The organism is Bradyrhizobium sp. LB13.1, from assembly GCF_054056815.1.
Genome location: NZ_JBSRYQ010000001.1, coordinates 2,996,755 through 3,020,466, shown reverse-complemented (window position 1 = coordinate 3,020,466; position 23,712 = coordinate 2,996,755). Strand labels below are relative to the sequence as shown.

Genomic DNA, 23,712 nt, shown 5'->3' with positions numbered 1-23,712 from the left:
CGATGCCGCATTTCACGATCGAATATTCGGCCAATCTCGACAGCCGCCTCGACATCGGCGCTGTCTGCGAAATCGTGCGCAAGGCGGCGGTCGAGACCGGCATCTTCCCGCTCGGCGGCATCCGCGTCCGAGCTGTCAGGTGCGAGCATTACGCGATCGCCGATGCCCGACAGGACTACGGCTTTCTCGACATGGTGCTGCGCATCGGCGAAGGCCGCGACCTCAAGACACGCAAGACAGCCGGCGAGCACGTTTTCCAAGCGCTCTCCCGACATCTCGATCCCGTCTTTGCAGCCAGCAAATTCGCTTTGTCGTTCGACATGCAGATCAACGACAAGGACACCAGCTGGAAACGCAACAACATCCACGACGCCCTGAAAGTGGAGGCCTCCCATGGATAAGTTCACGCCGAAAGCCGATGTGTTCCAGGCCAACCGCGACCGCGTCGCGCCGCTGCTGAAGACGCTGCGTGCCGACGGTATCGGTCACATGATCGACGGCAAGATCGTGCCGTCGATATCAGGCGAGACGTTTGAGACCAAGTCGCCGATCGATGGCGCGACGCTCGCAAGCGTCGCCCGCGGCAATGCCGAGGATATCGAACGCGCCGCCACCGCCGCCGCCCTCGCTTTCAAGTCCTGGCGCGACATGGGGCCGGCGATGCGGAAGAAACTGCTGCATCGCGTCGCCGACGCCATCGAGGACAATGCCGACGACATCGCCGTGCTTGAATGCATCGACACCGGCCAGGCCTTTCGCTTCATGGCCAAGGCCGCGATCCGCGCCGCCGAAAATTTCCGCTTCTTTGCCGACAGATGCGGCGAGGCGCGCGACGGCCGGAACACGCCGAGCGACGAGCATTGGAACGTCTCGACGCGCGTGCCGATCGGCCCGGTCGGCGTGATCACGCCGTGGAATACGCCGTTCATGCTCTCGACCTGGAAGATCGCCCCTGCCCTCGCAGCAGGCTGCACCGTCGTGCACAAGCCGGCGGAGTGGTCGCCGGTCACGGCCGCTGTTCTTGCAAAGCTCGTCAAGGAAGCCGGCGTTCCCGACGGCGTGCTCAACACCGTGCACGGTTTTGGCGAAGAGGCCGGCAAGGCGCTGACCGAGCATCCCGCCATCAAGGCGATCGGCTTCGTCGGCGAAAGCGCGACGGGCTCCGCGATCATGATTCAGGGCGCGCCGACCTTGAAGCGCGTGCATTTCGAGCTCGGCGGCAAGAACCCCGTGATCGTGTTCGACGACGCCGATCTCGATCGCGCGCTCGATGCTGTCGTGTTCATGATCTACTCGCTCAACGGCGAGCGCTGCACCTCGTCGAGCCGCTTGCTGATCCAGGCCAGCATTGCCGAAAAATTCATCGAGAAGCTGACCGCGCGCGTAAAAGCCTTGAAGGTCGGTCATCCCCTCGATCCCGCAACCGAGATCGGGCCGCTGATCCATGAGCGGCATTTGGCCAAGGTGTGCTCCTATTTCGACGTCGCACGCCAGGACGGCGCGACGATTGCCGTCGGCGGCAAGACCTATGACGGCCCGGGCGGCGGACATTATGTCGAGCCGACGATGGTGACCGGCGCGCATGGCAAGATGCGAGTGGCGCAGGAAGAGGTGTTCGGCCCCTTCCTGACCGTGCTGCCGTTCAAGGACGAAGCAGACGCGATCGAGATCGCCAACGACATCCGCTATGGCCTGACCGGCTATGTCTGGACCAACGACGTCGGCCGGGCGCTGCGCGTCGCTGATGCACTCGAAGCCGGCATGATCTGGCTCAACTCGGAAAACGTCCGGCATCTGCCGACGCCGTTCGGCGGCATGAAGGCCTCGGGCATCGGCCGCGACGGCGGCGATTACTCGTTCGACTTCTACATGGAAACCAAGCACGTCTCGCTGGCGCGGGGCACACACAAGATTCAAAAGCTGGGAATCTAACGCTCGCGATTCCCAGGCGCGCGGAGCGCGAACGGGGAATGACGGGATCTAGAGAGGGGAAACGCAATGCCCGTGCCGCAACATATCTTCGAGCCGCCGTTCAACATCATCCGTTCGAGTCACGTCGTCCTCGATGTGACCGATCTGAAGCTCAGCAGCGCGTTCTACGAGACCACCGTCGGCCTGCATGTCGAGGACGCCGACGACAAGGTCGTGTATCTGCGCGGTTCGGAAGAGCATCAGCATCACTCGCTGGTGCTGCGCAAGGCGGCAGTGCCCGCCTGCAACCGGCTCGGTTTCAAAGTCGGCAATGACGGGGATCTGGACAAGGCCGCAAAGTTCCTGTCCGAGAACGGTCTTGGCTACGCGTTCGTCGATCAGCCGTTCCAGGGCCGCACGCTGCAATTCACCGATCCCTTCGGCTTCCAGATCGAGCTGTATGCCTCGATGGACCGGCGGCCACATCTGCTCCGCCGCTACGACCTCTACAGGGGATGCCATCCGCAGCGGCTCGACCATTTCAACGTGTTCGCAGCCGAAGTGCAGGACACCGTCGAATTCTATGCCCGGCTCGGCTTCCGCCTGACCGAATACGGCCGAGGAAGACGGACCGAACGGGCGCATTGCGGCTGCCTGGATGCATCGCAAGGGCAATGTCCACGATTTTGCGATCACCAACGGCAAGGGCCCGCGGTTGCACCACTTCGCCTACTGGACGCCAACGGCGATGAACATCATCCATCTCTGCGATGTCATGGCCTCGCAAGGCTTCGTGAAGAACATCGAACGCGGTCCCGGCCGCCACGGCATCTCGAATGCGTTCTTCCTCTACGTCCGCGACCCCGATGGACACCGTCTCGAACTCTACACCAGCGACTACTTCACCGGCGATCACGACCACGAGCCGCTGCGCTGGTCGCTGCGCGATCCGCGCCGGCAGACGCTGTGGGGCGCGCCGGCCCCGCGCTCCTGGTTCGAGCAGGGTTCGCCGTTCGCTGGGCAAGCCGTGCGCGAGCCAAAATTCGTGGCCGACGTGCTGGTGGCGGATTAAGCAATGACCCTTCCTCGCCTCGCCACCTATTCCGTCAAGGGTGCTGTCCACTACGGCGCAGTCGTCGACGGCGGCATTGTCGATCTCTCCGCGCGCCACGCAAAAGACTATCCGACGCTGCGCGAGGTGGTCGCCGCAGGAAAGCTCGCGAGCCTCGCCGAAGAAGCCGCGTGCCACACGCCCGATCACGCGCTCGGTGACATCATTTGGCTGCCGCCGGTGCCCGCGCCGGAAAAGATCATCTGCATCGGCGTCAACTATCCCGACCGCAACGCCGAGTACAAGGACGGCCAGGACGCGCCGAAATATCCGAGCATGTTCATGCGCTCGCCGCGCTCGTTCGTGGGCCATGACACGCCGCTGGTGCGCCCGCGCGCCTCAGCGCAGCTCGACTACGAGGGCGAGATCGTGCTGGTGATCGGCAAAGCCGGCCGGCACATCCCCGAAAGTTCCGCGCTCGATCACATCGCCGCGCTCACGCTCTGCAACGAAGGCACGGTGCGGGACTGGCTACGCCATGCCAAGTTCAACGTCACGCAGGGCAAGAACTTCGATTCCAGCGGCAGCCTCGGCCCGTGGCTGGTGCCCTACACGCAGGAATCGCAGATCGTTGACATCCGCCTCACCACGCATGTCAACGGCGAACTGCGGCAGGATGACCGCACCAGCCGATTGATGTTCCCGTTCCGCTACCTCATCAGCTATATCTCGACCTTCGCAACGCTCGTTCCCGGCGATATCATCGTCACGGGCACGCCGACCGGCGCCGGTGCGCGGTTCGATCCGCCGCGCTATTTGAAGCCCGGCGATGTCGTCGAGGTCGAAGCCGAGGGCATCGGCAGCTTGCGAAATGGCGTCGTCGACGAAGCCTGAACAATAATCGAAATGGAATGGTGCAATGACCACCCTCACCGGCGGCGAAGCGATCGTAAGCGGCCTTGTCGCCCATGGCGTCGACACCGTGTTCGGCCTGCCCGGCGCTCAGGTCTACGGCCTGTTCGACGCCTTCCACCAGGCCCAGCTCAAGGTGATCGGAGCGCGGCACGAACAGGCCTGCGGCTACATGGCGTTCGGCTACGCGCGCTCCAGCGGCAGGCCCGGCGTGTTCAGCGTGGTGCCCGGCCCCGGCGTGCTTAACGCCAGCGCGGCACTGCTCACGGCGTTCGGCTGCAACGAGCCGGTGCTGTGCGTCACCGGCCAGGTCCCTACGCAATTTTTGGGCAAGGGCCGCGGCCATCTGCACGAGATGCCCGACCAGCTCGCGACGCTGCGCACCTATGTGAAATGGGCGGACCGGATCGAATATCCCGGTAACGCGCCGACCACGGTCGCGCGCGCCTTCCAGGAGATGACGTCCGGACGGCGCGGACCCGCCTCAGTCGAAATGCCCTGGGACGTCTTCACCCAACGCGCGGACACTGCCGCGGCACAGGTGCTGAAGCCATTGCCCGCGCCGCAGCCCGACCCTGATATGATCAAGCAGGCTGCCGCACTGATCAAGTCCAGCAAAGCGCCGATGATCTTCGTCGGCAGCGGCGCGATCGAAGCGCGCGAGGAGATCCTTGAACTCGCCGAGATGATCGATGCGCCCGTCGTCGCCTTCCGCAGCGGCCGCGGCATCGTCTCCAACGCGCATGAGCTCGGCCTCACCATGGCCGCGGCCTACAAGCTGTGGCCGAACACCGATTTGATGATCGGCATCGGCTCGCGGCTGGAGCTGCCGACCATGTCGCGCTGGCCGTTCCGTCCCGATGGCCTGAAGAGTATCCGCATCGACATCGATCCCGTCGAGATGCGGCGCTTCATCCCGGACACGGCCATCGTCGCCGACGCCAAAGCCGCGACCGCCGATCTTGCTGCCGCCGTCAGCAAGACGGGCTACAGCAAGACCGCCGGCCGCCGCGCCGCGATCCGCGAGGCGACTGCGACCGCGCAACAGGAAATCCAGCGCATCCAGCCGCAGATGGCCTATCTCAACATCCTGCGCGAGGTGCTGCCGGCGAACGCGATTGTGACAGACGAACTGTCACAGTTCGGCTTCGCCTCCCTGGTACGGCTTTCCAATCTACGAGCCGCGCACCTTCATCACCTCAGGCTACCAGGGCACGCTCGGCTCGGGCTTCCCCACTGCGCTCGGCGCCAAGGTCGCCAATCCCGACAAGCCGGTGGTGGCGATCACCGGCGACGGCGGCTTCATGTTCGGCGTGCAGGAGCTTGCCACCGCCGTGCAGTTCAATATCGGCGTGGTGACGCTGGTGTTCAACAACAACGCTTACGGCAATGTCCGCCGCGACCAGCGCGAACGTTTTGACGGCCGCGTGGTGGCGTCGGATCTGGTCAATCCGGATTTCGTCAAGCTCGCGGAGTCCTTTGGCGCCGCTGCTGCGCGCGTGACCGCGCCGGATCAGTTCAAGGCGGCGATCGAAAAGGCGCTCGCCCATAGTGGGCCGTATCTGATCTCGGTGGAAGTGACGCGGGATTCGGAAGTCAGCCCCTGGGCGTTCATTCACCCGCCGAAGCCGTGATGACGATCCTCATGGTGAGGAGGGCGCGCGAGCGCCGTCTCGAACCATAGAGGCCCGGGTCTCGCAGCTCGGCCTTCATCCTTCGAGACGCGCGCGAAGGCGCACTCCTCAGGATGAGGGGATAGATCAGCGCGTCCTGCGGAACGTCAGATTGATCCGCTGACGCCCGAGCAGCGCGTGCTCGCCGTCGGCGAGCGGGGCGACGCCGTGATAGGCGAGCCTGCTAGTCCCGCCCCAGACCACGACGTCGCCATGGACCAGCCGGAACCGGCGCGGCTTGTCGCTGCGTGCCATGCCGCCGAACAGGAAGGTCGCGGGCAGCCCGAGCGAGACCGAGACGATCGGCGCCGAATAGTCCAGCTCGTCCTTGTCCTGGTGCAGCGACAGCCGCGTGCCCGGTTCGTAGCGATTGACGAGACAGGCATCGGGCGCGAAGTCATTGAAACTGCCCTGCTCCGCCGCACGGCGGGCGAGATCGCGGAGCACGGGCGGCATCGCGGGCCACTGCGCACCGGTTCGCGGATCAATCGGATCATAACGATAGCCGGTGTGATCGGTGATCCAGCCGCGCTCGCCGCAATTGGTCATGGCCACCGACATCTGATAGCCGCCGGGCGTGGTCATGCGCCGGAACGGCGACTGCGCCACGATCGCGCGTGCAGCTGCAATCAGCTCGCTCTCGATCGGCTTGACGAATCCGCGCAGCAAAACGGCGCCATCGGCGATCTCCTCGCGTGACGGCTGCGCCTCGGCGACTGTCTCGAACAGATCACCCGTCAATCGCAGTGCTCATTTGGCATCATGAAAGATCACACCCAGCGTGTGGCGCTGGCCGGAGCGAATCCGGCTGACGCCATGGCGCAGATTAACGCGGTAGGTGCCGCGTGTCCCCTGCACCGGGCGGTGATGCACGGCAAAGGCGACCGCATCGCCCTGCGTCAGTGGCACCACCTCGGCGCGGGACTGCATGCGCGGACGCTGCTCGGTCAGCACGAACTCGCCGCCGGTAAAGTCGCGTTCCGGCTCCGACAAGAGGATCGCAACCTGGAGCGGGAACACGTGCTCGCCGTAGAGATCCTGATGCAGGCAATTGTAGTCGCCAGCCTCGTATTGCAGCAGCAGCGGCGTCGGCCGCGCCTGTCCCGCCTCGTGGCAGCGTTTCAGGAACGCCGCATGCGCGGCGGGGTAGCGAATGTCGATCCCCATCGCCTCATTCCAGCGATTGGCGACGCCCTGGAGATGCGCGTAGAGCGTCGGGCGCAACTGCGCGATCAGATCGGGCAGCGGGTAGGAGAAATATTTGTACTCGCCGCGGCCAAAGCCGTGGCGGCCCATGATGACGCGGCTGCGGAAGTGCGTGTCGTCAGGATAGAGCGCGGCCGTGGCGCGGCATTGCTCCGGCGTCAGTAGACCCTTCAGGACGGCGCAGCCCTGGGCGTCGAGATCGCCGGCGATTTGTGGCCAGTCGAGGGTATCGACGTGGGTGGCGAGGTCGACCGAGATCGAATGAGCTGATTTTCGCGCTGTTGATGTCATGGCACTCATCCTCGCAACCAGGCGCCGACGCCGCCACCCGATTTCCGACTATCTCCCCGTCATTGCGAGCAAAGCGAACCAATCCAGTATCCTCCGCGGAACCAATCTGGATTGCTTCGTCGCAAGGGCTCCTCGCAATGACGCGCTGAGAGAACGGCGCTCGCAATGACGGTGCGGAGGCAGCTCACCCCAGCACCGGCAGCGTCACCACGTCATAGCCGTGCTTGATCGTCCGCTTCAGCACAGGGTCTTCCAGCTCGAACTCGAAGCGGTCGGCGGGGCGGATGCCGCCCTTGGCCGCGAACGTGCCGCCGAACATGGCGCAGCCGTCGGGGAATTTCCCACCTTCGAAGCCGCGCGCGACGAGATCGGCGATCGGCAGCATCGCGTCCAGCGTGCCCTCCTGGTAGAGCACGCGCTCGCCCTTGATGAAGGCGTAGGAGCGCAAAATCATCCTGTCCCAATGGCCGATGACGTCTTCGAGCTCCCACAGCGTGGATGCGATCGGCTTGTCGCACATTTGCTTGGACACGGTGACGCTGTAGGCCTCGACCTTGCGATCGGTGTGGTCGGAGCCGCAGCCGACGAACATGCGGCCCTGCCAGCCGATCAGCACGAATTCGACCTCGCCGCTGGAATCGCCGCCAGTGCATTCGATGCGGTCTTCCATGGTCAGCCGCCGTGCCGAGGCGCGATAGTAGATCGGCGTCGAGGCCGGCCGGGCAATGCCCATGGCCTCCAGCTCCGTGATGTGCTTGTCGCGCGCGATCGCGTCGCGGCCGGTCCAGCCGGCGATGACCATCTGGTCGATCGCCAGTGTCAGTGGCGTTGTGGTGTCCTGGGCGTCGACGGTGAAAGTCAGGTCAAACACGAATTACGGCCTCCATGCCGGCAGCAAGTTCAAAGATACGGCGGTCCGATCCGCCCGCGCCCGCCAGCATCAGGCCGACCGGAACGTCGCCCTCGCGATGCGCAGGCAGCGAGATGGCGCAGCCGTCGATCATGTTGATCAGGGTGCAATTGCGCAACGCGCGCAGGTTTTCCCTGGTGAACGCCTTGTCGTCGGCGAGATCGGCGATCTTCGGCGGCGTATTGGCGGTGGTCGGCAGCACCAGCGCGTCATAGGGCGCAAGGCGCGCATTGACGCGGGCGATCAGCGAGCGGCGCTCGTTGAGGAGATCGATGTAGTCGGCCGCGCTCTGCGCCTCGCCGCGCATGATGCGCACGGAAACGCGGGGATCGTAGACGTCGCCCTTGGACGTGATGAGGTAGCGGTGCCAGGCGAAGCTTTCGGAAGCGGCAAAGCCGCCCTTGGCGTTCATCGGGCCGATGTCGTGGAATTCGGCCATCGCGATGCGCTCGATGATCGCGCCATGATCGGCGAGGCTCTTGAGCGCGCGTTCGAACGTCTTGGCCACGCCCGCATCGAGGTCGTCGAGCGCGATCGTGGTCGGCACCGCCAACCGCATGCCCTTCACCGGGCGAGGCTTCAGCGCAACGACCGGCTCGTTCGCGAGCACGGCGTCGAGTATGGCACAGCAACTGACCGATCGGGCCAGCGGCCCGATGCTGTCAAGCGAGAACGACAGCGGCACAGCCCCGTCGAGCGGCACGCGGCGCTGCGTCGGCTTGTAGCCGACGATGCCGTTATAGGCCGCCGGAATGCGGCAGGAGCCGCCGGTATCAGTACCGAGCGCGCCGTGCGCCATGCCGTCGAGCACGGACACCGCGGCGCCCGAGGACGAACCGCCGGGCACATGGCCTGCGGCCCGGTTCCAGGCGCCCTTCGGCGTGCCGTAATGCGGATTGATGCCGATGCCGGAATAGGCAAACTCGGTCATGTTGGTGCGCCCGATCACGACGAAGCCAGCCTTGCGCAACCGCGCCACCGTGGGGGCATCCTGCTCGGCCGGCGAGGAATCGTCGAGTGCGCGGGAGCCGGCGCGCGTCACCTGGCCCTTGATGTCAAAGAGATCCTTGATCGAGACCGGGATACCGGCGTAGCGCGAGGGCGCCGCCTTCACCTTGCGCAAACCGTCCATCGCATCCGCCGCCGCGAGAGCGGCTTCCTTGTCGACATGGATGAAGGCACGCTGTCCCTCGCCGGCCGGATCGGCAATTCTGGCGATGCAAGCCTCGACCAGCTTGCGGGAAGTGGTGCGACCGCTTTCGAGGTCTTCGGCGAGCTTCGCCAGCGTCGGAAAATCGGGCATGTCTGTCTCACGGAATATTTGCGTGCGCAATCTATAGCGCCGCCTCAGTTCGACACAAGCATTGTGCGCATGATGGCATGCATGCGCATTGCTGGACCGTTGACGCGCCATGGTCGATTGTCGCATCAAGATTGAAACAGGCGGGCTTGAGACCCGCCCCTGACAAACCAAGCTCTGGGAGGATCTTCCGAGATGGCCGAACCGCAGCGCGCGCGACCGAAACCGACGCCGGAGACCCAGCATTTCTGGGACGGCACCAAGGCGGGCGAATTGCGCCTGCAGCGCTGCGACGCCTGCGCGCATGTCTATTTCCCGCCGCGCCCGTTCTGCCCCTCCTGCGCCTCGCGCAAGGTCAGCATCTTCAAGGCGAGCGGAAAAGGCTTTCTCTACAGCTACGTGATCAACCACCGTCCCGCCGCGCCCGGCTTCACGCCGCCTTACGCGATCGCGGTGGTCGAGCTCGACGAGGGGCCGCGGCTGATGAGCAACATCATCGACTGCCCGCAGACGCCGGAGGCGCTCGAACTCGACATGAAGCTCGAGGTCGCCTTCGAGGCGCTCGACGACAAGATCACCCTCCCCGTGTTCCGTCCGGCGAAGGGATAGGCCATGCGCAGCAACCAGGTTGCCGTCGTCGGCGCCGCCGAGACCACCGAGCTCGGGGTCATCCCCAACATGTCGCAGCTCCAGCTCCACGCGGACGCGGCGCTCAATGCCATTGCCGACGCCGGGCTGAAGCTGTCGGACATCGACGGCTTCGCCACCGCGGTCGAGACACCGCAGCAGGTCTGCCACTATCTCGGCATCAAGCCGACCTGGGTGGACGGCACCTCCGTCGGCGGCTGCTCCTTCATGCTGCATGTCCGCCACGCCGCGGCGGCGATCGAGGCCGGCCTGTGCAAGACCGTGCTGATCACCCATGCCGAGAGCGGCAAGTCGATGATCGGCAAGGCGCCGCGCTCGACAGCGCCGGACAGCCTCAACGGCCAGTTCGAACAGCCGTTCGGCGTCTATGGGCCACCGAGCATGTTCCCGATTCCCGTGCTGCGCTTCATGAAGACCTACGGCATCACGCACGAGCAGCTCGCCTCGGTCGCGGTGGTGCAGCGGGAATGGGCGGCAAAGAATCCGCGCGCGATGATGAAGGACCGGATCACGGTCGCAGACGTCCTCAACTCGCGCATGATCGCCTATCCGTTCCGCCTGCTGCAATGCTGCCTCGTCACCGACGGCGGCGGCGCGCTGATCCTGACCTCGGCTGATCGCGCCAAGGACTTTCCGCGCAAGCCCGTCTACATCATGGGCACCGGCGAAAGCGTGGAGACGCCGATGGTCAGCCAGATGGAGACTTTTAATTCCTCGCGCGCGTTCAAGACCGCGGGGCCGCTGGCGTTCAGGGAGGCCGGCATCGCCCACAAGGACGTCGACCATCTCATGATCTACGACGCCTTCGCGCATCTGCCGCTGTTCGGCCTCGGCGATCTCGGCTTCATGCCGCACGAGGAAACCGGCAAGTTCATCGCCGACGGCAACACGCGGCCGGGGGCTAAGCTTCCGCTCAACACCAATGGCGGCGGATTGAGCTACATGCATTCGGGCATGTACGGCATGTACGCGCTCCAGGAGAGCGTACGCCAGATGCGCGGCATCGCGCCGGCGCAGGTGGCCAACGCCAAGATTTCGGTGTGCCATGGCGTCGGCGGCATGTTCGCCGCGTCGGGCACGATCGTGTTTACGAACGAGAGGTAATCCACATGACAAAATCACTGCAGGACAAGGTCATCATCGTCACCGGCGCAGGCCGCGGCATCGGGCGGGAGATCGCGCTGCTCTGCGCGGCGGAAGGCGCCAAGGTCGTGGTCAACGATCCCGGTGGCGCCTCCGACGGCGCCGGTTCGAGCGCATCCCCCGCTGAGGAAGTGGTCGAGGAGATCAAGAAGCGCGGCGGCACCGCGGTCGCCAATTTCGAGTCGGTGGCCGAAGCCATCCCCGCCAGCAAGATCGTGAAGACCGCGACCGATCATTTCGGCCGGCTCGACGGCGTCGTCAACAATGCCGGCATTTTGCGCGACATGATCTTCCACAAGATGAGCGTGGAGGCGTTCGAGGCCGTCATCAAGGTTCATTTGATGGGCTCGTTCTACGTCTCGCACGCCGCGGCGCGGCTGTTTCGCGAGCAGGAGTCTGGCTCCTTCGTGCACTTCACCTCCACTTCCGGCCTGATCGGCAACTTTGGACAAGCCAACTACGCCGCCGCCAAGCTCGGCATCGTCGGCCTGTCGAAGTCGATCGCGCTCGACATGGGCCGCTTCAACGTCCGCTCCAACTGCGTCTCGCCGTTCGCATGGACCCGCATGATCGGCACCATCCCGACCGAAACCGATGCCGAGAAGGCGCGCGTCGAGAAGATCAAGCAGATGGGACCGGAGAAAATTGCGCCGATCTGCGCCTATCTGCTCTCCGATGCCGCCAAGGACGTCTCCGGGCAGATTTTTGGCGCGCGCATGAACGAGCTGTTCCTGTTCAGCCAGAACCGTCCGCTGCGCTCGGTGCATCGGAGCGAAGGCTGGACGCCGCAATCGATCGGAGAACACGGCATGCCGGCGCTGAAGGGATCGTTCTACAAGCTCGACCGTTCCGCCGACATCTTCCCGTGGGATCCCGTCTAGACGGAATTCCAGCTATTGCTGCGTTGCGATCTCCAATTGTCCGGCCGGAGATCGCCCGCATTACGCCCGATTGCGGGCGAATGGTTTCCTTCCAAACAAATCCGGGAGGAAATCATGGCAAGATCTCTGACCTTTCCACAAAGCGAAAACAACGCCGGCGACCCCAACCGCCGCACCATCCTGAAGGGCGCAGCGGCGGCGCTTGCGGCAACGAGCATGGGAGCACAGGCCGCTTCGGCGGCAACCGTCGCACCATTCGGCCAGACCGGCGCGCCAACGCGAGCAACCGCGCCGTTGCCCCTGGGACCGCTGCCCGGCAGCCGTTATCCGGACTCCCACCTCGAATCTGCCAAGAAAGGGGGACCGCCATCGTTCGGCCCCTCCGGATTCCCTGCCTTCGCCGGCACCATGGCAGTTGAGCGCGTCGCAACCGGCTTCCGGTGGGCTGAGGGTCCGGTCTACTTCCCGGCTGGGCGCTACGTGCTCTTCAGCGATATTCCCAACAATCGCATCATGCGTTTTTTGGAGGACGACGGTCACGTTAGCGTCTATCGCCAGCCGTCGATGAACTCGAACGGCAACACCATCGATCGCGAAGGACGCCTGATCACTTGTGAGCATAGCGGTCGGCGTGTCACCCGCACCGAACTCGACGGCTCGATCACGATCATCGCCGACAAGTACAATGGCAAGAAGCTGAACTCGCCGAACGACGTGGCTGTCGCGTCCGATGGTTCGATCTGGTTCGTCGATCCGGGCTATGGCATCGGCGGCTACTATGAAGGCATCAAGGCCGAGCCCGAGCAGGAGAAGAAGAACGTCTACCGGGTCGATCCGAAATCTGGTGACATTAAAGTTGTCGTCGATGACTTCGTTGAGCCCAACGGCATTACCTTCTCGCCCGACGAGAAAAAGCTCTATGTCATCGATACGGGCTTCACGGATGGACCGGACAATCCGTCGCATATCCGGGTGTTCGACGTGGATATTGGGTCCGGAAAGGTCTCGAACAGCAAGGTGTTTGCGGAGATGCCCAAGCCCAGCATTACCGACGGGATGCGAACCGACATGGCCGGGCGCGTTTGGTGCTCCGTGGGCTGGGGCGATCCGAACGAGGACGGCGTGCGCTGCTATACTCCAGAGGGCGAATTGCTCGGCAAGATCCACCTCCCGGAAACGGTCGCCAATCTCTGCTTCGGCGGTCAGCAGCGAAATCGACTGTACATCTGCGGCTCGAGTTCGCTCTATGCTGTCTACACGAGTGCACAGGGTTCGATGAAGCCTTGAGCCAATAAGCGCGTGGCGAGTAGCGAACGGTTCGGACACGCATCTGTTCGCTACTCGCCCTCATCAACCCGTATTTCTCAACCCCGCCGAAATCCCGTTGATCGTCAGCTGAATCCCGCGCAGCACCTGCTCGTCCGGGTTCTGCGCGCGGTGCTCTTTCAGCAGCTCGACCTGCACATGGTTGAGCGGATCGAGATAGGGGAAGCGGTGGCGCACCGAGCGCTCCAGCAGCGGATTGCCCTGGAGCAGACGGTCCTGGCCCATGATGTCCAAGAGCGTCTCGATGCAGGAATGCCATTCGCGGCGGATGCGACCGAAGATCTTTTCGCGCAGGGCTTCATCCGGCACGAGCTCGGCATAGCGCGAGGCGATCGCGATCGAGCTTTTCGCAAGCACCATGTCCATGTTCGACAACAGCATGCGGAAGAACGGCCATTCCCGGTAGAGCTCTTTGAGGAACGGCATGCCCTTGTCGGGATGCTCCGCGATCCACTGCTCGACCGCGCTGCCAAAACCGTACCACCCCGGCAGCATCAGGCGGCATTGCGCCCAGGAGAACACCCAGGGAATCGCACGAAGGTCTTCGATCGCCCGGGTCTTCTTGCGCGAGGCCGGGCGGCTGCCGATGTTGAGCGTCGCGATCTCGTTGATGACGGTTGATGCCCAGAAGTAATCAACGAAGCCGTCGGTCTCGTAGACGAGACCGCGATAGGCCTTGAAGGCGAGACTTGAAAGCTCGTCCATCGCGGTCAGGTATTCGCGGCGCGGCGCGCTCTGGCGCGGATGCAACAGGCTTGCTTCCAGCGTCGCCGCGGCAAGGATTTCAAGATTGTTGCGGCCAACTTCGGCGTTGGAATACTTTGACGAGATGATCTCGCCCTGCTCGGTGATGCGGATCTGGCCGTTCACCGCGCCGCCGGGCTGGGCGATGATGGCATCATAGCTCGGACCGCCGCCGCGGCCGACCGAGCCGCCGCGACCGTGGAACAGGCGCAGCCGCACGCCGTGGCGCTCGAACACGTCGACGAGGCCGATCTCGGCCTTGTAGAGCTCCCAGCCCGAGGTGACGAAGCCGCCATCCTTGTTCGAGTCGGAATAGCCGAGCATGACCTCCTGCGCGCTGCCGCGGCTGTCCACCAGCCGTCGGTAATCGTGCAGCGACAGCATGCGGTCCATGATGCTGGATGACGCCTGCAAATCCTCGATGGTCTCGAACAGCGGCACGACGTTGATCGCGCTGCGCCCGGAGGGATGGACGAGGCCGACCTCCTTGAGCAGCACCGCGACCTCGAGCATGTCGGACATGCCCTTGCACATCGAGATGATGCATTGGGGAATGGCGTCCGGGCCGAACTTCGCATGCGCCTCCGCGGCGGCATGGAACACATTGAGCTCGCCCATCGTCTCGTCGCTGTACTTGACGAACGGCGACACCAGCGAGCGCGTTGAGCGCAGCTCGTTGGTGAGCAGCGAGATGCGCGCCTCCTCGCCGAGCGCGAGGTAGGACATGCCGGGATTGGCGGCGTCCATCAGCTCGGCGATGGTGCGCTCGTGCACCGCCGAGTTCTGGCGGATATCGAGCCGCGCCAGATGGAAGCCAAAACAGTCCACCGCGCGGCGCAGCAGCCGCAGCCGGCCGCGGGCGATGACGCGGGCGTTGTTGGAGATCAGCGAGCGGTGCAGCACGTCGAGATCGGCCTTGAGCTCCCTGACGCTGTCATACGGCGCGCCCTTGCCCACCGGCCGGCGCGTGATCTCGACGTCGAGCTTTTCGGCCGTGGCCGTCAACCGCGCATAGATGCCTGACACCGAGAGGCGATAGGGCTCGCCGCTCCGGTGCGGCGATGTATCGGGCGAGCGCTCGGCCAGCGTGCGCAGCTCCTCGGAGACGTCGGCGAGATGCGCGGCGATCGACAGCTCCGAGCCGAGCACATGCAGCTCTTCGAGATAGAACTGCATGACGCGGCTCGACTGCAGCCGCAGCGTGCCGCGCATCACGTCGGCGGTGACGAAGGGATTGCCGTCGCGGTCGCCGCCGATCCAGCTTCCCATCCGCAGGAAGGAGGCGAGCTCGCCGGCTGCCTGCTCGCCGCCCTCCTCCAGCCGGTCCTCCAGCGCGTTGACCAGCCGCGGCACCTCGCGCAAGAACGTGTAATCGTAGAACGACAAGCCGTTGGCGACCTCGTCGAGCACCGTGAGCTTGGTCCGGCGCAGCAAATTGGTCTGCCACAGCGTCAGCACCTCGCGGCGGAGCTGCTCGTCGCTGGCGGCGGCCTCATCGGCGGTCAGCGCGACGCGCTCGCGGCGGTCGAGCAGGGCTGCGACCTCCATCTCGCGGTCCATGGTGCTCTTGCGGCGGACCTCGGTCGGATGCGCGGTCAGCACCGGGCTGACGAGCGCGCTCTTGAAGAAGTTGCGTAGTGCATCGGCACCGATGCCCGCCGCCCTGGCATGGGCGAGCGTCTCGGCCAGCACGCCGGAGCCGCCACCCTTACCGGCGCGCATCTGGCGGATGTTGTTCTGGTCCTCGGCGATGTTGGCGAGGTGGGAGAAATAGCTGAAGGCGCGGACGATCCGCACGGTCTCCGAGGTCGACATGCTGTCGAGGATCTGCTCGAGCTCGCGGCGGGCCAACCGGTCCTCGTCGCGATGAAACCGGATCGAAGTCTGCCTGATACGCTCGACCAGGTCGAACAATTCGGCGCCCTCCTGATCGCGCACGGTATCGCCCAGGATGCGCCCGAGCAGACGGATGTCGTCGCGCAGCTGCGCATCCGCCTCCAGCGCCTGGACGTCCTCAGGGCGGTTGGGGCGAAGATCGGTGGCCTCGGATGGTACGGTCTGGAGGGACATGGCTGGCTCCGCTTCTAGAGCACCCTGTGGCTCCCCGGTGGCGACGAGTGTGCAAGTTTTTTGCCGCAGCGCAAGATGAAGTTGGGGGCGGCGCGGCAACGTCACCGATCATCGTGCGCGTCGCTGGCGGCGCGCGCATATCCGCGGCCTCGCGGCGCAGGCGCCCGAGTTTTGCTGTTCGTTTCGCCCTTATCGAGAAGAAAGGGCGCAGGGAAGGCCGGGCGCCGGCTGGCACCCAGGGTCCGCACGCGAAAAACGCACGCGGGGTGACCCACAGGTGATGCCGGGACATCCCGGCCTTCCCTGCGCAATGGTTTTACGGCTTATGGCGCGCTCTCCCCGGGGAGCGATGCACTATTGCCCCCGTCGCCTTGCAGATGATCGATGCGCGCACCCGGTCGGGCCGCACATCACCGCAAGCCTTGACGCACAGACCCCGGGCGTCAGGACCACACGCTTTTGCCGTCCGCGGACGTCCCTCCCCGGACATCCGGAAGCTCGCGCGTGCTCGCCACCGAAGCCGAAAAGAAACGCGGTGACCGTGCCGGGTCGTTCGCGCAGAGCGCGATGGCTCACAGGCGTAGCCCGCCCTGCCACCTCGTCACGCGCCGGCGCTGCCGCGTCCATCGCATCCCGGCTCACGTATCGTGACGATCGCGAAACGCCCTTTTGCGGGCCGGGATGCTTTGCGGTTTCCCCGAAGAGATAAATTCGGTCAATCAGAATATTTGGGAGCGCCACCCTTGACCTGCATGCGGCGTGTTTTGCCCGTCGGGCAACGCGGGGAATTGTGTGCGCAGCACCAGCGATGCGCTCTCTCATCGCAGCGCAGAGCGCCGAGGATGGATAGAACGCCAGCGATACCCATCAATCCGTTCGCCGATGACGAAGCATGGGTTTCGCAAGGGCTCTACCCATCTCACGAGCTCATTCGTTCGGGCTAAACCCGGTTGCTTGCACGATCCCTTTCCATCGTGCCGATTCCGATGCGAGTAGTTGTGCAAAGTTGTCCATTGAGATCGAGTCGATCTCGACTGATAATTTTGCCAGGCTGCGCTCTATGACACTCGTACGCAGAGCCGCCTGAATAGCTCCATTGAGGCCTTCAATGATATCTGGCGGTGTCTTGGCCGGAACGAAGAACCCAAACCATGTGACGTCCTTGAGCAAGGGATAGCCGGCTTCCACCATCGTCGGCACATCGGGAAGAAACCGGCTACGGGCTGGACCGGTGGTTGCCAAGGCGCGCAGTTCGCCGGCTTGCACGAGACCTAAGGAACTGTCGATTGGCATGATCGCCGATGCGATCTCGCCCTTGAGGAGGTCTTGGATTGCCGCCCTACCTTGATACGGTACGTGAAGAAACTCGAAGCCTGCCCCGCGTCCCAACGCTGCACCGATTAGGTGCATACTGGTTCCAACTCCTGGCGTGCCATAGGTCGCATCCTTTGCGTTAACACGGCACCACGAGACGAAATCGGCAAGCGTCCTCGCCTCCTCTGGCACTCGCGGCCCCACCGTCAAAGCTGCAGCGAACGACGCAACGGTCGACACTGGGGCAAAATCCTGAGGCTCGTATCTCAGCTTCTTGTGGGTATGAGGAAAGAGCGTGAGGAAACCAGTCGGCGCGAACAGAACGACCGATCCATCCGGGGGAGCGGCTTTCACGGCTTCCACGGCGACACGACCACTCGCGCCTGGTCGAGGTTCGACGACGATCGACGTTGCATAGGTCTTCATCTGTTCCGCAAGGAGCCTCGCGACAGAATCAGGCAACCCGGCTGTGAAGCCTGTTAGGATATGCGCCGTTTTCACACGCGGTTCGGCAATGATTTGCGGCACGGGACCAGCGACGGAGAAAGCGACACCGGCCGCCGACGCTATCAAAAAGTCACGACGCGTCCCCATAAGCCGCCTCCCGTGGCTCCCCTATTTCCGCAACGTGTTCTCAGCACAAGGCCAGACATTCGATTTCGGATGCCTCATCAATCAAAGCGTGCATCACGCAGACATTTCTGTCCAATTCTGATATGTGATGGTTCGATAACCGATTTGGCAGGTTCGTGGTCATGTCGTTGGTCGATCGCATTGGGCGCCGCCTGAAGCTGCGCGACCTCCGTATTCTGCTCACGGTCGTGGAGCGCGGAAGCATGGGAAAGGCTGCGGCAGAGCTGGCGATCTCGCAGCCCGCCGTATCGAAGGCAATCACCGACTTGGAACACACGTTCGGACTTCGTTTGCTCGACCGCAGCCGAGGCGGGATCGAGCCGACGGCATACGGCCGCGCACTGGTCGCGCGAGGCCGAGTGATTTTCGACGAACTCAAGCAGGGCGTCGACGAAATCGCATTTCTCGCCGACCCGTCTGTGGGAGAGTTGCACATCGGCAGTACTGAGAGTATTGCGGCCGGTCTCTTGCCGGCAGTCATCGAGCGCTTCACACGTGAGCAGCCCCGAATTCACTTGGACGTCGCGCAAGCTGTCATTAGCAAACTGCATTATCGTGAGTTGCGTGAGCGCAGCATCGATCTCATGCTGGGTCGCATTCCGACGCCATTCAAGGAAGCCGATCTAAAGGCGGAAGTCGTGTATGACGACCAGGTCGTCGTGGTAGCCGGCCGTCAGAGCAAATGGGCACGGATGCGTAAACTCAAGCTTGCCGATCTAGTCGGCGAGCGTTGGATTCTGCCTCCCGCGGATACCATGCACGGGTCACTCACCGCCGAGTTGTTCCGCGCGAGTAGTACAGAGTTGCCACGTGCGCCCATTACGACGCTCTCAATGCATCTGTGCTGTCGACTGGCTGCCAGTGCACAATTTGTGACGATGCTTCCAACATCGATTCTTCGCTTTGGCAACCATGGCGGCTCTCTCAAGGTACTTCCAATTCGACTTCCCGCGCAGCCGCGGCCTGTCGCAATTGTGACACTCAAGAATCGCGCGCTCAGCCCAGCCGCAAAGCTCTTTATCGAGTGCGTTCGTCGAACTGCGAGATAGGAAGGGTTCAATATCCTGAGTGCAACGCGGGGAATTGTGTGCGGAATGCAATTGAGCGCACCCCGCCTCGCTAGATGGGGCGACGATGCACGGATCATCAGACCGGACCCTAAGCCGGCCGGATAGCCGCTAACTGTTGCGAATCGCGCCTGCCATGATTCCCGCCAGTAGAATGGGCTGAGCCCTTGCGAAAACCCATCATCCTTCGTCATCGGCGGACGGATTGATGGGTTTCGCTCTACCCATTCTACGAGCTATGAGCTGAGCAAGCGCCTCGTCCTTCGAGACGACCGCTTCGCGGTCTCCTCAGGATGAGGCTGAGCTACGTCGGGTTTCGTTGAAACTGCAACCACGTGTTCCCCCCTCATTCTGAGGGCCCGCCAACGGCGGGCGTCTCGAAGGATGGGCCGCGGGGAGGCGCCTCAAATGCGATAGCCCTACCCAAAGCCGGGCGACTTCCGCTCTGCAGCCGGAGGCCGACATTGACGGGTCCACGCCTTAAGCCGGCACGATCACCTTGCCGATCGGCCAGAGCGCGATGCCCGCGAGCTTCAAATGGGCCCAGGCGAAGGGAATGCCGATGATGGTGATCGCGAGGGCCAGGGCGGTGAGGACATGGCCGAGCGCCAGCCACCAGCCGGCCAGCAGAAACCAGATGATGTTGCCGATCACCCCGAGCGGGCCGGTGCCGATATCGCTCATTCCGGTGACCTCGTCGCGGCTGACCGCCTTCGAACCGAACGGCAGCAGCGTGTAGACGGCGATGTTGAACGCCGCCCGCGCCCACGGCAGGCCGATGATGGTGATGGCCATGATAACGGCAGCGATCAGCCAGCCGACCGCCATCCAGGCGCCGCCGATGAGAATCCAGAGCAGGTTGAGCAGGATGGAAACAGGGGCCATGGGATGATCCGGAGGTCGATGATCCCGTTAGTATAGCATGACCGGTGGTCCGTGACGCCACTCAGGTCGTTGGCCATTCTTGTAGCCGCTAGATCTTCCGCCCCGCCTGCTCCCAATAGGGATCGCGCAGGCGGCGCTTGAAGATCTTGCCGGAATCTTCGCGCGGCAGCCCGGCGCGGATCTCGATGTGTTTTGGTATCTTGTAGTCGGCGAGTGACGCCTTCAGCCGCGTACGAATATCGCCGGCGTCCAGCGTGATGCCCGCCTGCGGCTCGACCACCGCCATCAGCGCTTCGCCGAACTCGGCATCGGGGATGCCGAACACCGCGCAATCATGCACGCCGGGCACGGCATGCAGCACGGATTCGATCTCGGCAGGATAGATGTTGACGCCGCCCGAGATCACCATGTCGCGCTTGCGGTCGCAGATGAAGACGTAGCCCTCCTCGTCGATATAGCCGACGTCGCCCGAGGTGATGAGGCCGTCGCGGTCGATCTCGGCGCGCTTCTCCGGCTTGTTGTGATAGGTGAAATCGGCCATCCCCGCCATGCGTGAGTAGATCTCGCCGATCTCGCCCACGCCCAGCACGTTTCCGTCCTCACCGATGAAGCGCAGTTCGGCGCCCGGCGAAATCTTGCCGACGGTGCCGGGCTTCCTCAGCGCATCCTCGGAGGTCGCGAAGGTGACGGCGCTGGATTCGGTCGAGCCGTAGAATTCGTAGATCACCGGCCCCCACCACTCGATCATGGCGCGCTTGACGTCCGCCGGGCATGGCGCGGCCGCGTGGATGATGTGGCGCAGCGAGGAGACATCGTATTTCTTGCGTACCTCCTCCGGCAGCTTCATCAGGCGGATGAACATGGTCGGCACCATGAAGATGGTGTCGATTTTGTAGCGCTCGATCAGCTGCAAAAACTCTTCCGGCTCGAAGCGCGGCATCAGCACCAGCGCGCCGCCGAGCTTGCCGGCGCGGATGCCGAACGAGTTCGGCGCGGAATGATAGAGCGGGCCCGGCAGGATCGTGCGGGCGCCGGGCTTCAGCCCGTAGATCATCGCGCGCATGCGCTCGCCGGCCGCCGCCTGTTCCGGCGTCGGCGCGTTGCGTCGTACGCCTTTGGGATGGCCTGTCGTCCCCGACGTGTAGATCATGTTCATGGGCTGCGGCACGATCGGGCCGTCATAGGGCTGGTGCTGCGCGACCCAGGATTCGAAATCGATCGCGAAATCCGGCGTCTTCAGATGATCGGGATTGATCTTGTAGTTGGCCAGAATCTCCGGCGGCGTCGGCACGCTGAGCACGGTGACGCCTTTCGGAATGGCGTCGCGCAAGGCATGCAGCATGTCGGCATGCCCGATCAGCACGGACGTGCCAGTATCCTTCAGGATGTAGTCGATCTCCTCCGGCTTGAAGTGCCAGTTGATCGGCACGCCATAGGCGCCCAGCCGCATCGCGGCATAGGCGGCCTCGAGGAAGGCAATGTCGTTGCGCATCAGCATGCAGACGCAATCGCCCTGCTTGACGCCTATCATGGCGAGGCCGCTTGCGATGCGGTCGGCACGCGCCTGCGACTTCGGCATGGGAACGGCGGCGGTCGCCGGAGACGATGCCGAGGAATTGGGACGTTTCGCTCATTTGTTTTTCTTTATGTTTGACGTTGTCCCTCATGGTGAGGAGGCGCGCAGCGCTGTCTCGAACCATGAGACCCCGTGGCCCATCCCTCGAGACGCCGCTTCGCGGCTCCTCGGGATGAGGTCTGCCTCAGTCCGCAAACTTCGGCGCGCGCTTCTCCAGATTGGAACGCACCGCCTCGGTCTGGTTCGCGCTGCCGATCAGCTTCTGCTGCTCGACGGACTCGGCGAGCAGCGCGGGCCCCGGATCGACCGAGAGATTGTTGAGCAGGCGTTTTGCGGCGCGGATCGCATCGGGACTCTTGCCGGCGATCTCGCGCGCGACATCCAGCGCGGCAGCGCGCGGGTCGTCGCAGATGCGCGTGGCGAGACCGTAAGCCATCGCCTCCTGCGCGGAGAAGATGCGGCCGGTGTAGGTGAGATCGCGCAAAATGTCGTCGCGCACGAGCGAGGCCAGGATCGGCGTGCCCGCCATGTCGGGCACCAGACCCCATTTGATTTCCATCACCGACATCCGTGCATCGGGGGTGAGGAAGCGCATGTCGGCACCGAGCGCGAGCTGGAAGCCGCCGCCAAAGGCGACGCCCTGGATCGCGGCGATCACGGGGACCGGAAGCTGGCGCCAGCCCCACACCGCGGCTTGCGCAAAATTCGCCTGGCCGTGCGTGCGCGCGGTGAGATCGCGATTTTCGCCACCCGGAATTCCGTTGCCGCCCTTCTCCTTCATGGCGGCAAAACGCCCCATATCAAGGCCGGCGCAGAAGGCGCGGCCCTCGCCGGACAGCACGACAACGCGGACGCTCTTGTCCTTTGAAAGCCGGTCCGTTGCGGCCACAAGGGCCTCGAACATGGCTTGATCCAGCGCATTCATCTTGTCCGCGCGCACCAGGCGGACGTCGGCGACGCCTTCCGAGATCGAGATCGAGACGCGCTCTTCCATGGATGATTCTCCCCTGGTTCTTGCCTGTTCTTGTTCGGTGCCGCTTTACAGGAAGACGGCGGCCGGATTTAGTCAATCGACCAATTAACTGACAATCCCTACGGGGGAAACAGCCATGTTCAAGGAAAATCTTCTGGCCGGCCGGAGCATTCTCGTGACCGGCGGCGGGACCGGGCTAGGCAAGTCGATGGCGGCGCGCTTCCTCCAGCTCGGCGCCGAAGTGCACATCTGCGGCCGGCGCAAGATCGTCTGCGACGAGACCGCGACCGAGCTGATGGATCAGTATGGCGGCCGCGTCACCAGCCACGGCGTCGACATTCGCAACGCGCTCGCGGTCGAGGAGATGATCGAGAACATCTTTCGCGATGGCCCTCTCACCGATCTCATCAACAACGCGGCCGGCAATTTCATCTCGCGCAGCGAAGAACTTTCGCCGCGCGGCTTCGACGCGGTCGCCAACATCGTCATGCACGGCACGTTCTACGTGACGCATGCTGTCGGCAAGCGCTGGATAGCTTTGAAGCAGCCCGGCAACGTCGTCTCGATCACCGTGACCTGGGTGCGCAACGGCTCGCCTTACGTGGTGCCGTCGGCGATGAGCAAGTCGGCCATCCACGCCATGACGATGTCGCTCGCCACCGAATGGGGCAGATACGGCATCCGCCTCAACACCATCGCGCCCGGCGAGATTCCGACCGAGGGCATGAGTAAGCGCATCAAGCCCGGTGACGAGGCCGGCGCGCGCACCAAGGCGATGAACCCGATGGGCCGCGTCGGCACCATGGAGGAGCTGCAGAATCTCGCAGTGTTTTTGATTTCCGGCGGCTGCGACTGGATTACAGGCGAGACGATCGCCATGGACGGCGCCCAAGCGCTCGCAATGGGCGGCAATTTCTACCAGCTCCGCGACTGGGGCGACGACGACTGGGCCAACGCCCGGGACTCGATCAAGGCACAGAACGAGAAGGACCGGGCGAAGAGAGGATGATCTCGTGCCCCGGACGCAGCGCAGCGCGCCGCACTTGCGGCGTGATGCGCTGCTGAGCCGGGGCCTATCTCTCGCAGCATGCTGAATCAGAATGGGTCCCGGCTCAGCGCCGCACCACTTCGTGCTGCGCCGCGTCCGGGACACGAAAGCGCGGTTGCCCTCCCGCCATCTTGTCTTCACCCGCAGATG

At 63.9% G+C, this 23,712-nt stretch carries 17 protein-coding genes and 3 pseudogenes; 11 read left to right on the top strand and 9 right to left on the bottom strand.

Features of this window, described 5'->3' with window-relative positions; translation table 11 throughout:
• Positions 1–2: 2 nt before the first annotated feature.
• From ACVWYI_RS14295 to ACVWYI_RS14275, 5 genes and pseudogenes are all read left to right on the top strand, one after another.
• Positions 3–401, top strand: a complete 399-nt coding sequence (locus ACVWYI_RS14295) for a 5-carboxymethyl-2-hydroxymuconate Delta-isomerase (RefSeq protein WP_247349812.1) — start codon at positions 3–5, stop codon at positions 399–401.
• Positions 394–1,932 (top strand): 5-carboxymethyl-2-hydroxymuconate semialdehyde dehydrogenase, encoded by a 1,539-nt coding sequence (hpaE, locus tag ACVWYI_RS14290; RefSeq protein ID WP_456650718.1) that lies wholly within the window; start codon positions 394–396, stop codon positions 1,930–1,932. The genes ACVWYI_RS14295 and hpaE overlap by 8 nt, the downstream gene beginning before the upstream one ends.
• 66 nt (positions 1,933–1,998) lie before the next feature.
• Positions 1,999–2,983: pseudogene (gene hpaD / locus ACVWYI_RS14285) on the top strand (3,4-dihydroxyphenylacetate 2,3-dioxygenase).
• Between the two features lie 3 nt (positions 2,984–2,986).
• Complete coding sequence (locus ACVWYI_RS14280; protein ID WP_456662381.1) at positions 2,987–3,856, top strand: fumarylacetoacetate hydrolase family protein; 870 nt, start codon at positions 2,987–2,989, stop codon at positions 3,854–3,856.
• A gap of 25 nt (positions 3,857–3,881) precedes the next feature.
• Positions 3,882–5,508 (top strand): annotated as a pseudogene (locus tag ACVWYI_RS14275) (thiamine pyrophosphate-dependent enzyme).
• Positions 5,509–5,634: 126 nt separating this feature from the next.
• On the opposite strand, the gene alkB reads toward ACVWYI_RS14275, so the two are convergent.
• From alkB to ACVWYI_RS14255, 4 genes are all read right to left on the bottom strand, one after another.
• Entirely contained in the window at positions 5,635–6,288 is a 654-nt protein-coding gene (gene alkB, locus ACVWYI_RS14270; RefSeq protein ID WP_456662380.1) for a DNA oxidative demethylase AlkB, read from the bottom strand.
• Positions 6,289–6,297: 9 nt separating this feature from the next.
• On the bottom strand, positions 6,298–7,044 hold the full coding sequence (locus ACVWYI_RS14265; RefSeq protein WP_456662379.1) for a 2OG-Fe(II) oxygenase: 747 nt from the start codon (positions 7,042–7,044) through the stop codon (positions 6,298–6,300).
• Positions 7,045–7,228: 184 nt separating this feature from the next.
• The gene (locus tag ACVWYI_RS14260) at positions 7,229–7,915 is read right to left on the bottom strand and encodes a DUF2848 domain-containing protein (RefSeq protein ID WP_456662378.1); all 687 of its coding nucleotides are present in this window, start codon (positions 7,913–7,915) and stop codon (positions 7,229–7,231) included.
• The gene (locus ACVWYI_RS14255) at positions 7,908–9,257 is read right to left on the bottom strand and encodes an amidase (RefSeq protein ID WP_456662377.1); all 1,350 of its coding nucleotides are present in this window, start codon (positions 9,255–9,257) and stop codon (positions 7,908–7,910) included. The genes ACVWYI_RS14260 and ACVWYI_RS14255 overlap by 8 nt, the downstream gene beginning before the upstream one ends.
• A gap of 192 nt (positions 9,258–9,449) precedes the next feature.
• On the opposite strand from ACVWYI_RS14255, the gene ACVWYI_RS14250 reads away from it, so the two are divergent.
• The 4 genes from ACVWYI_RS14250 to ACVWYI_RS14235 all read left to right on the top strand — a co-directional run bounded on the left by ACVWYI_RS14250 (position 9,450) and on the right by ACVWYI_RS14235 (position 13,213).
• A complete protein-coding gene (locus ACVWYI_RS14250) occupies positions 9,450–9,863 on the top strand; it encodes a Zn-ribbon domain-containing OB-fold protein (RefSeq protein ID WP_247349800.1) in 414 nt (137 codons plus the stop codon).
• Positions 9,864–9,866: 3 nt separating this feature from the next.
• Positions 9,867–11,006, top strand: coding sequence for a thiolase C-terminal domain-containing protein (locus tag ACVWYI_RS14245; RefSeq protein ID WP_456662376.1), 1,140 nt, complete (start codon positions 9,867–9,869; stop codon positions 11,004–11,006).
• 5 nt (positions 11,007–11,011) lie between these two features.
• Positions 11,012–11,926 carry an SDR family oxidoreductase gene (locus tag ACVWYI_RS14240; RefSeq protein WP_456662375.1) on the top strand — a complete coding sequence of 305 codons (915 nt, stop codon included), beginning with the start codon at positions 11,012–11,014 and terminating at the stop codon, positions 11,924–11,926.
• 114 nt (positions 11,927–12,040) lie between these two features.
• The gene (locus ACVWYI_RS14235) at positions 12,041–13,213 is read left to right on the top strand and encodes an SMP-30/gluconolactonase/LRE family protein (protein ID WP_456664524.1); all 1,173 of its coding nucleotides are present in this window, start codon (positions 12,041–12,043) and stop codon (positions 13,211–13,213) included.
• 63 nt (positions 13,214–13,276) lie between these two features.
• Here the strand turns inward: ACVWYI_RS14235 and ppc are convergent, their stop codons facing one another.
• Positions 13,277–16,066, bottom strand: a complete 2,790-nt coding sequence (gene ppc / locus ACVWYI_RS14230; RefSeq protein ID WP_456662374.1) for a phosphoenolpyruvate carboxylase — start codon at positions 16,064–16,066, stop codon at positions 13,277–13,279.
• Positions 16,067–16,993: 927 nt separating this feature from the next.
• Positions 16,994–17,974, bottom strand: a complete 981-nt coding sequence (locus ACVWYI_RS14225) for a tripartite tricarboxylate transporter substrate-binding protein (RefSeq protein ID WP_456662373.1) — start codon at positions 17,972–17,974, stop codon at positions 16,994–16,996.
• Positions 17,975–18,135: 161 nt separating this feature from the next.
• On the opposite strand from ACVWYI_RS14225, the gene ACVWYI_RS14220 reads away from it, so the two are divergent.
• Positions 18,136–19,062, top strand: coding sequence for a LysR family transcriptional regulator (locus ACVWYI_RS14220; RefSeq protein WP_456662372.1), 927 nt, complete (start codon positions 18,136–18,138; stop codon positions 19,060–19,062).
• A 498-nt stretch (positions 19,063–19,560) separates the two neighbouring features.
• On the opposite strand, the gene ACVWYI_RS14215 is transcribed toward ACVWYI_RS14220, so the two are convergent.
• From ACVWYI_RS14215 to ACVWYI_RS14205, 3 genes and pseudogenes are all read right to left on the bottom strand, one after another.
• Positions 19,561–19,965: a YccF domain-containing protein gene (locus ACVWYI_RS14215; RefSeq protein ID WP_247349792.1), complete on the bottom strand. Its 405-nt coding sequence runs from the start codon at positions 19,963–19,965 to the stop codon at positions 19,561–19,563.
• Between the two features lie 88 nt (positions 19,966–20,053).
• A pseudogene (locus ACVWYI_RS14210) lies at positions 20,054–21,599 on the bottom strand (acyl-CoA synthetase).
• Positions 21,600–21,725: 126 nt separating this feature from the next.
• On the bottom strand, positions 21,726–22,535 hold the full coding sequence (locus ACVWYI_RS14205) for a crotonase/enoyl-CoA hydratase family protein (RefSeq protein ID WP_456662371.1): 810 nt from the start codon (positions 22,533–22,535) through the stop codon (positions 21,726–21,728).
• Between the two features lie 115 nt (positions 22,536–22,650).
• Between ACVWYI_RS14205 and ACVWYI_RS14200 the strand changes: the two genes are divergently transcribed.
• Positions 22,651–23,523, top strand: a complete 873-nt coding sequence (locus ACVWYI_RS14200) for an SDR family oxidoreductase (protein WP_456662370.1) — start codon at positions 22,651–22,653, stop codon at positions 23,521–23,523.
• Positions 23,524–23,712: the final 189 nt, after the last annotated feature.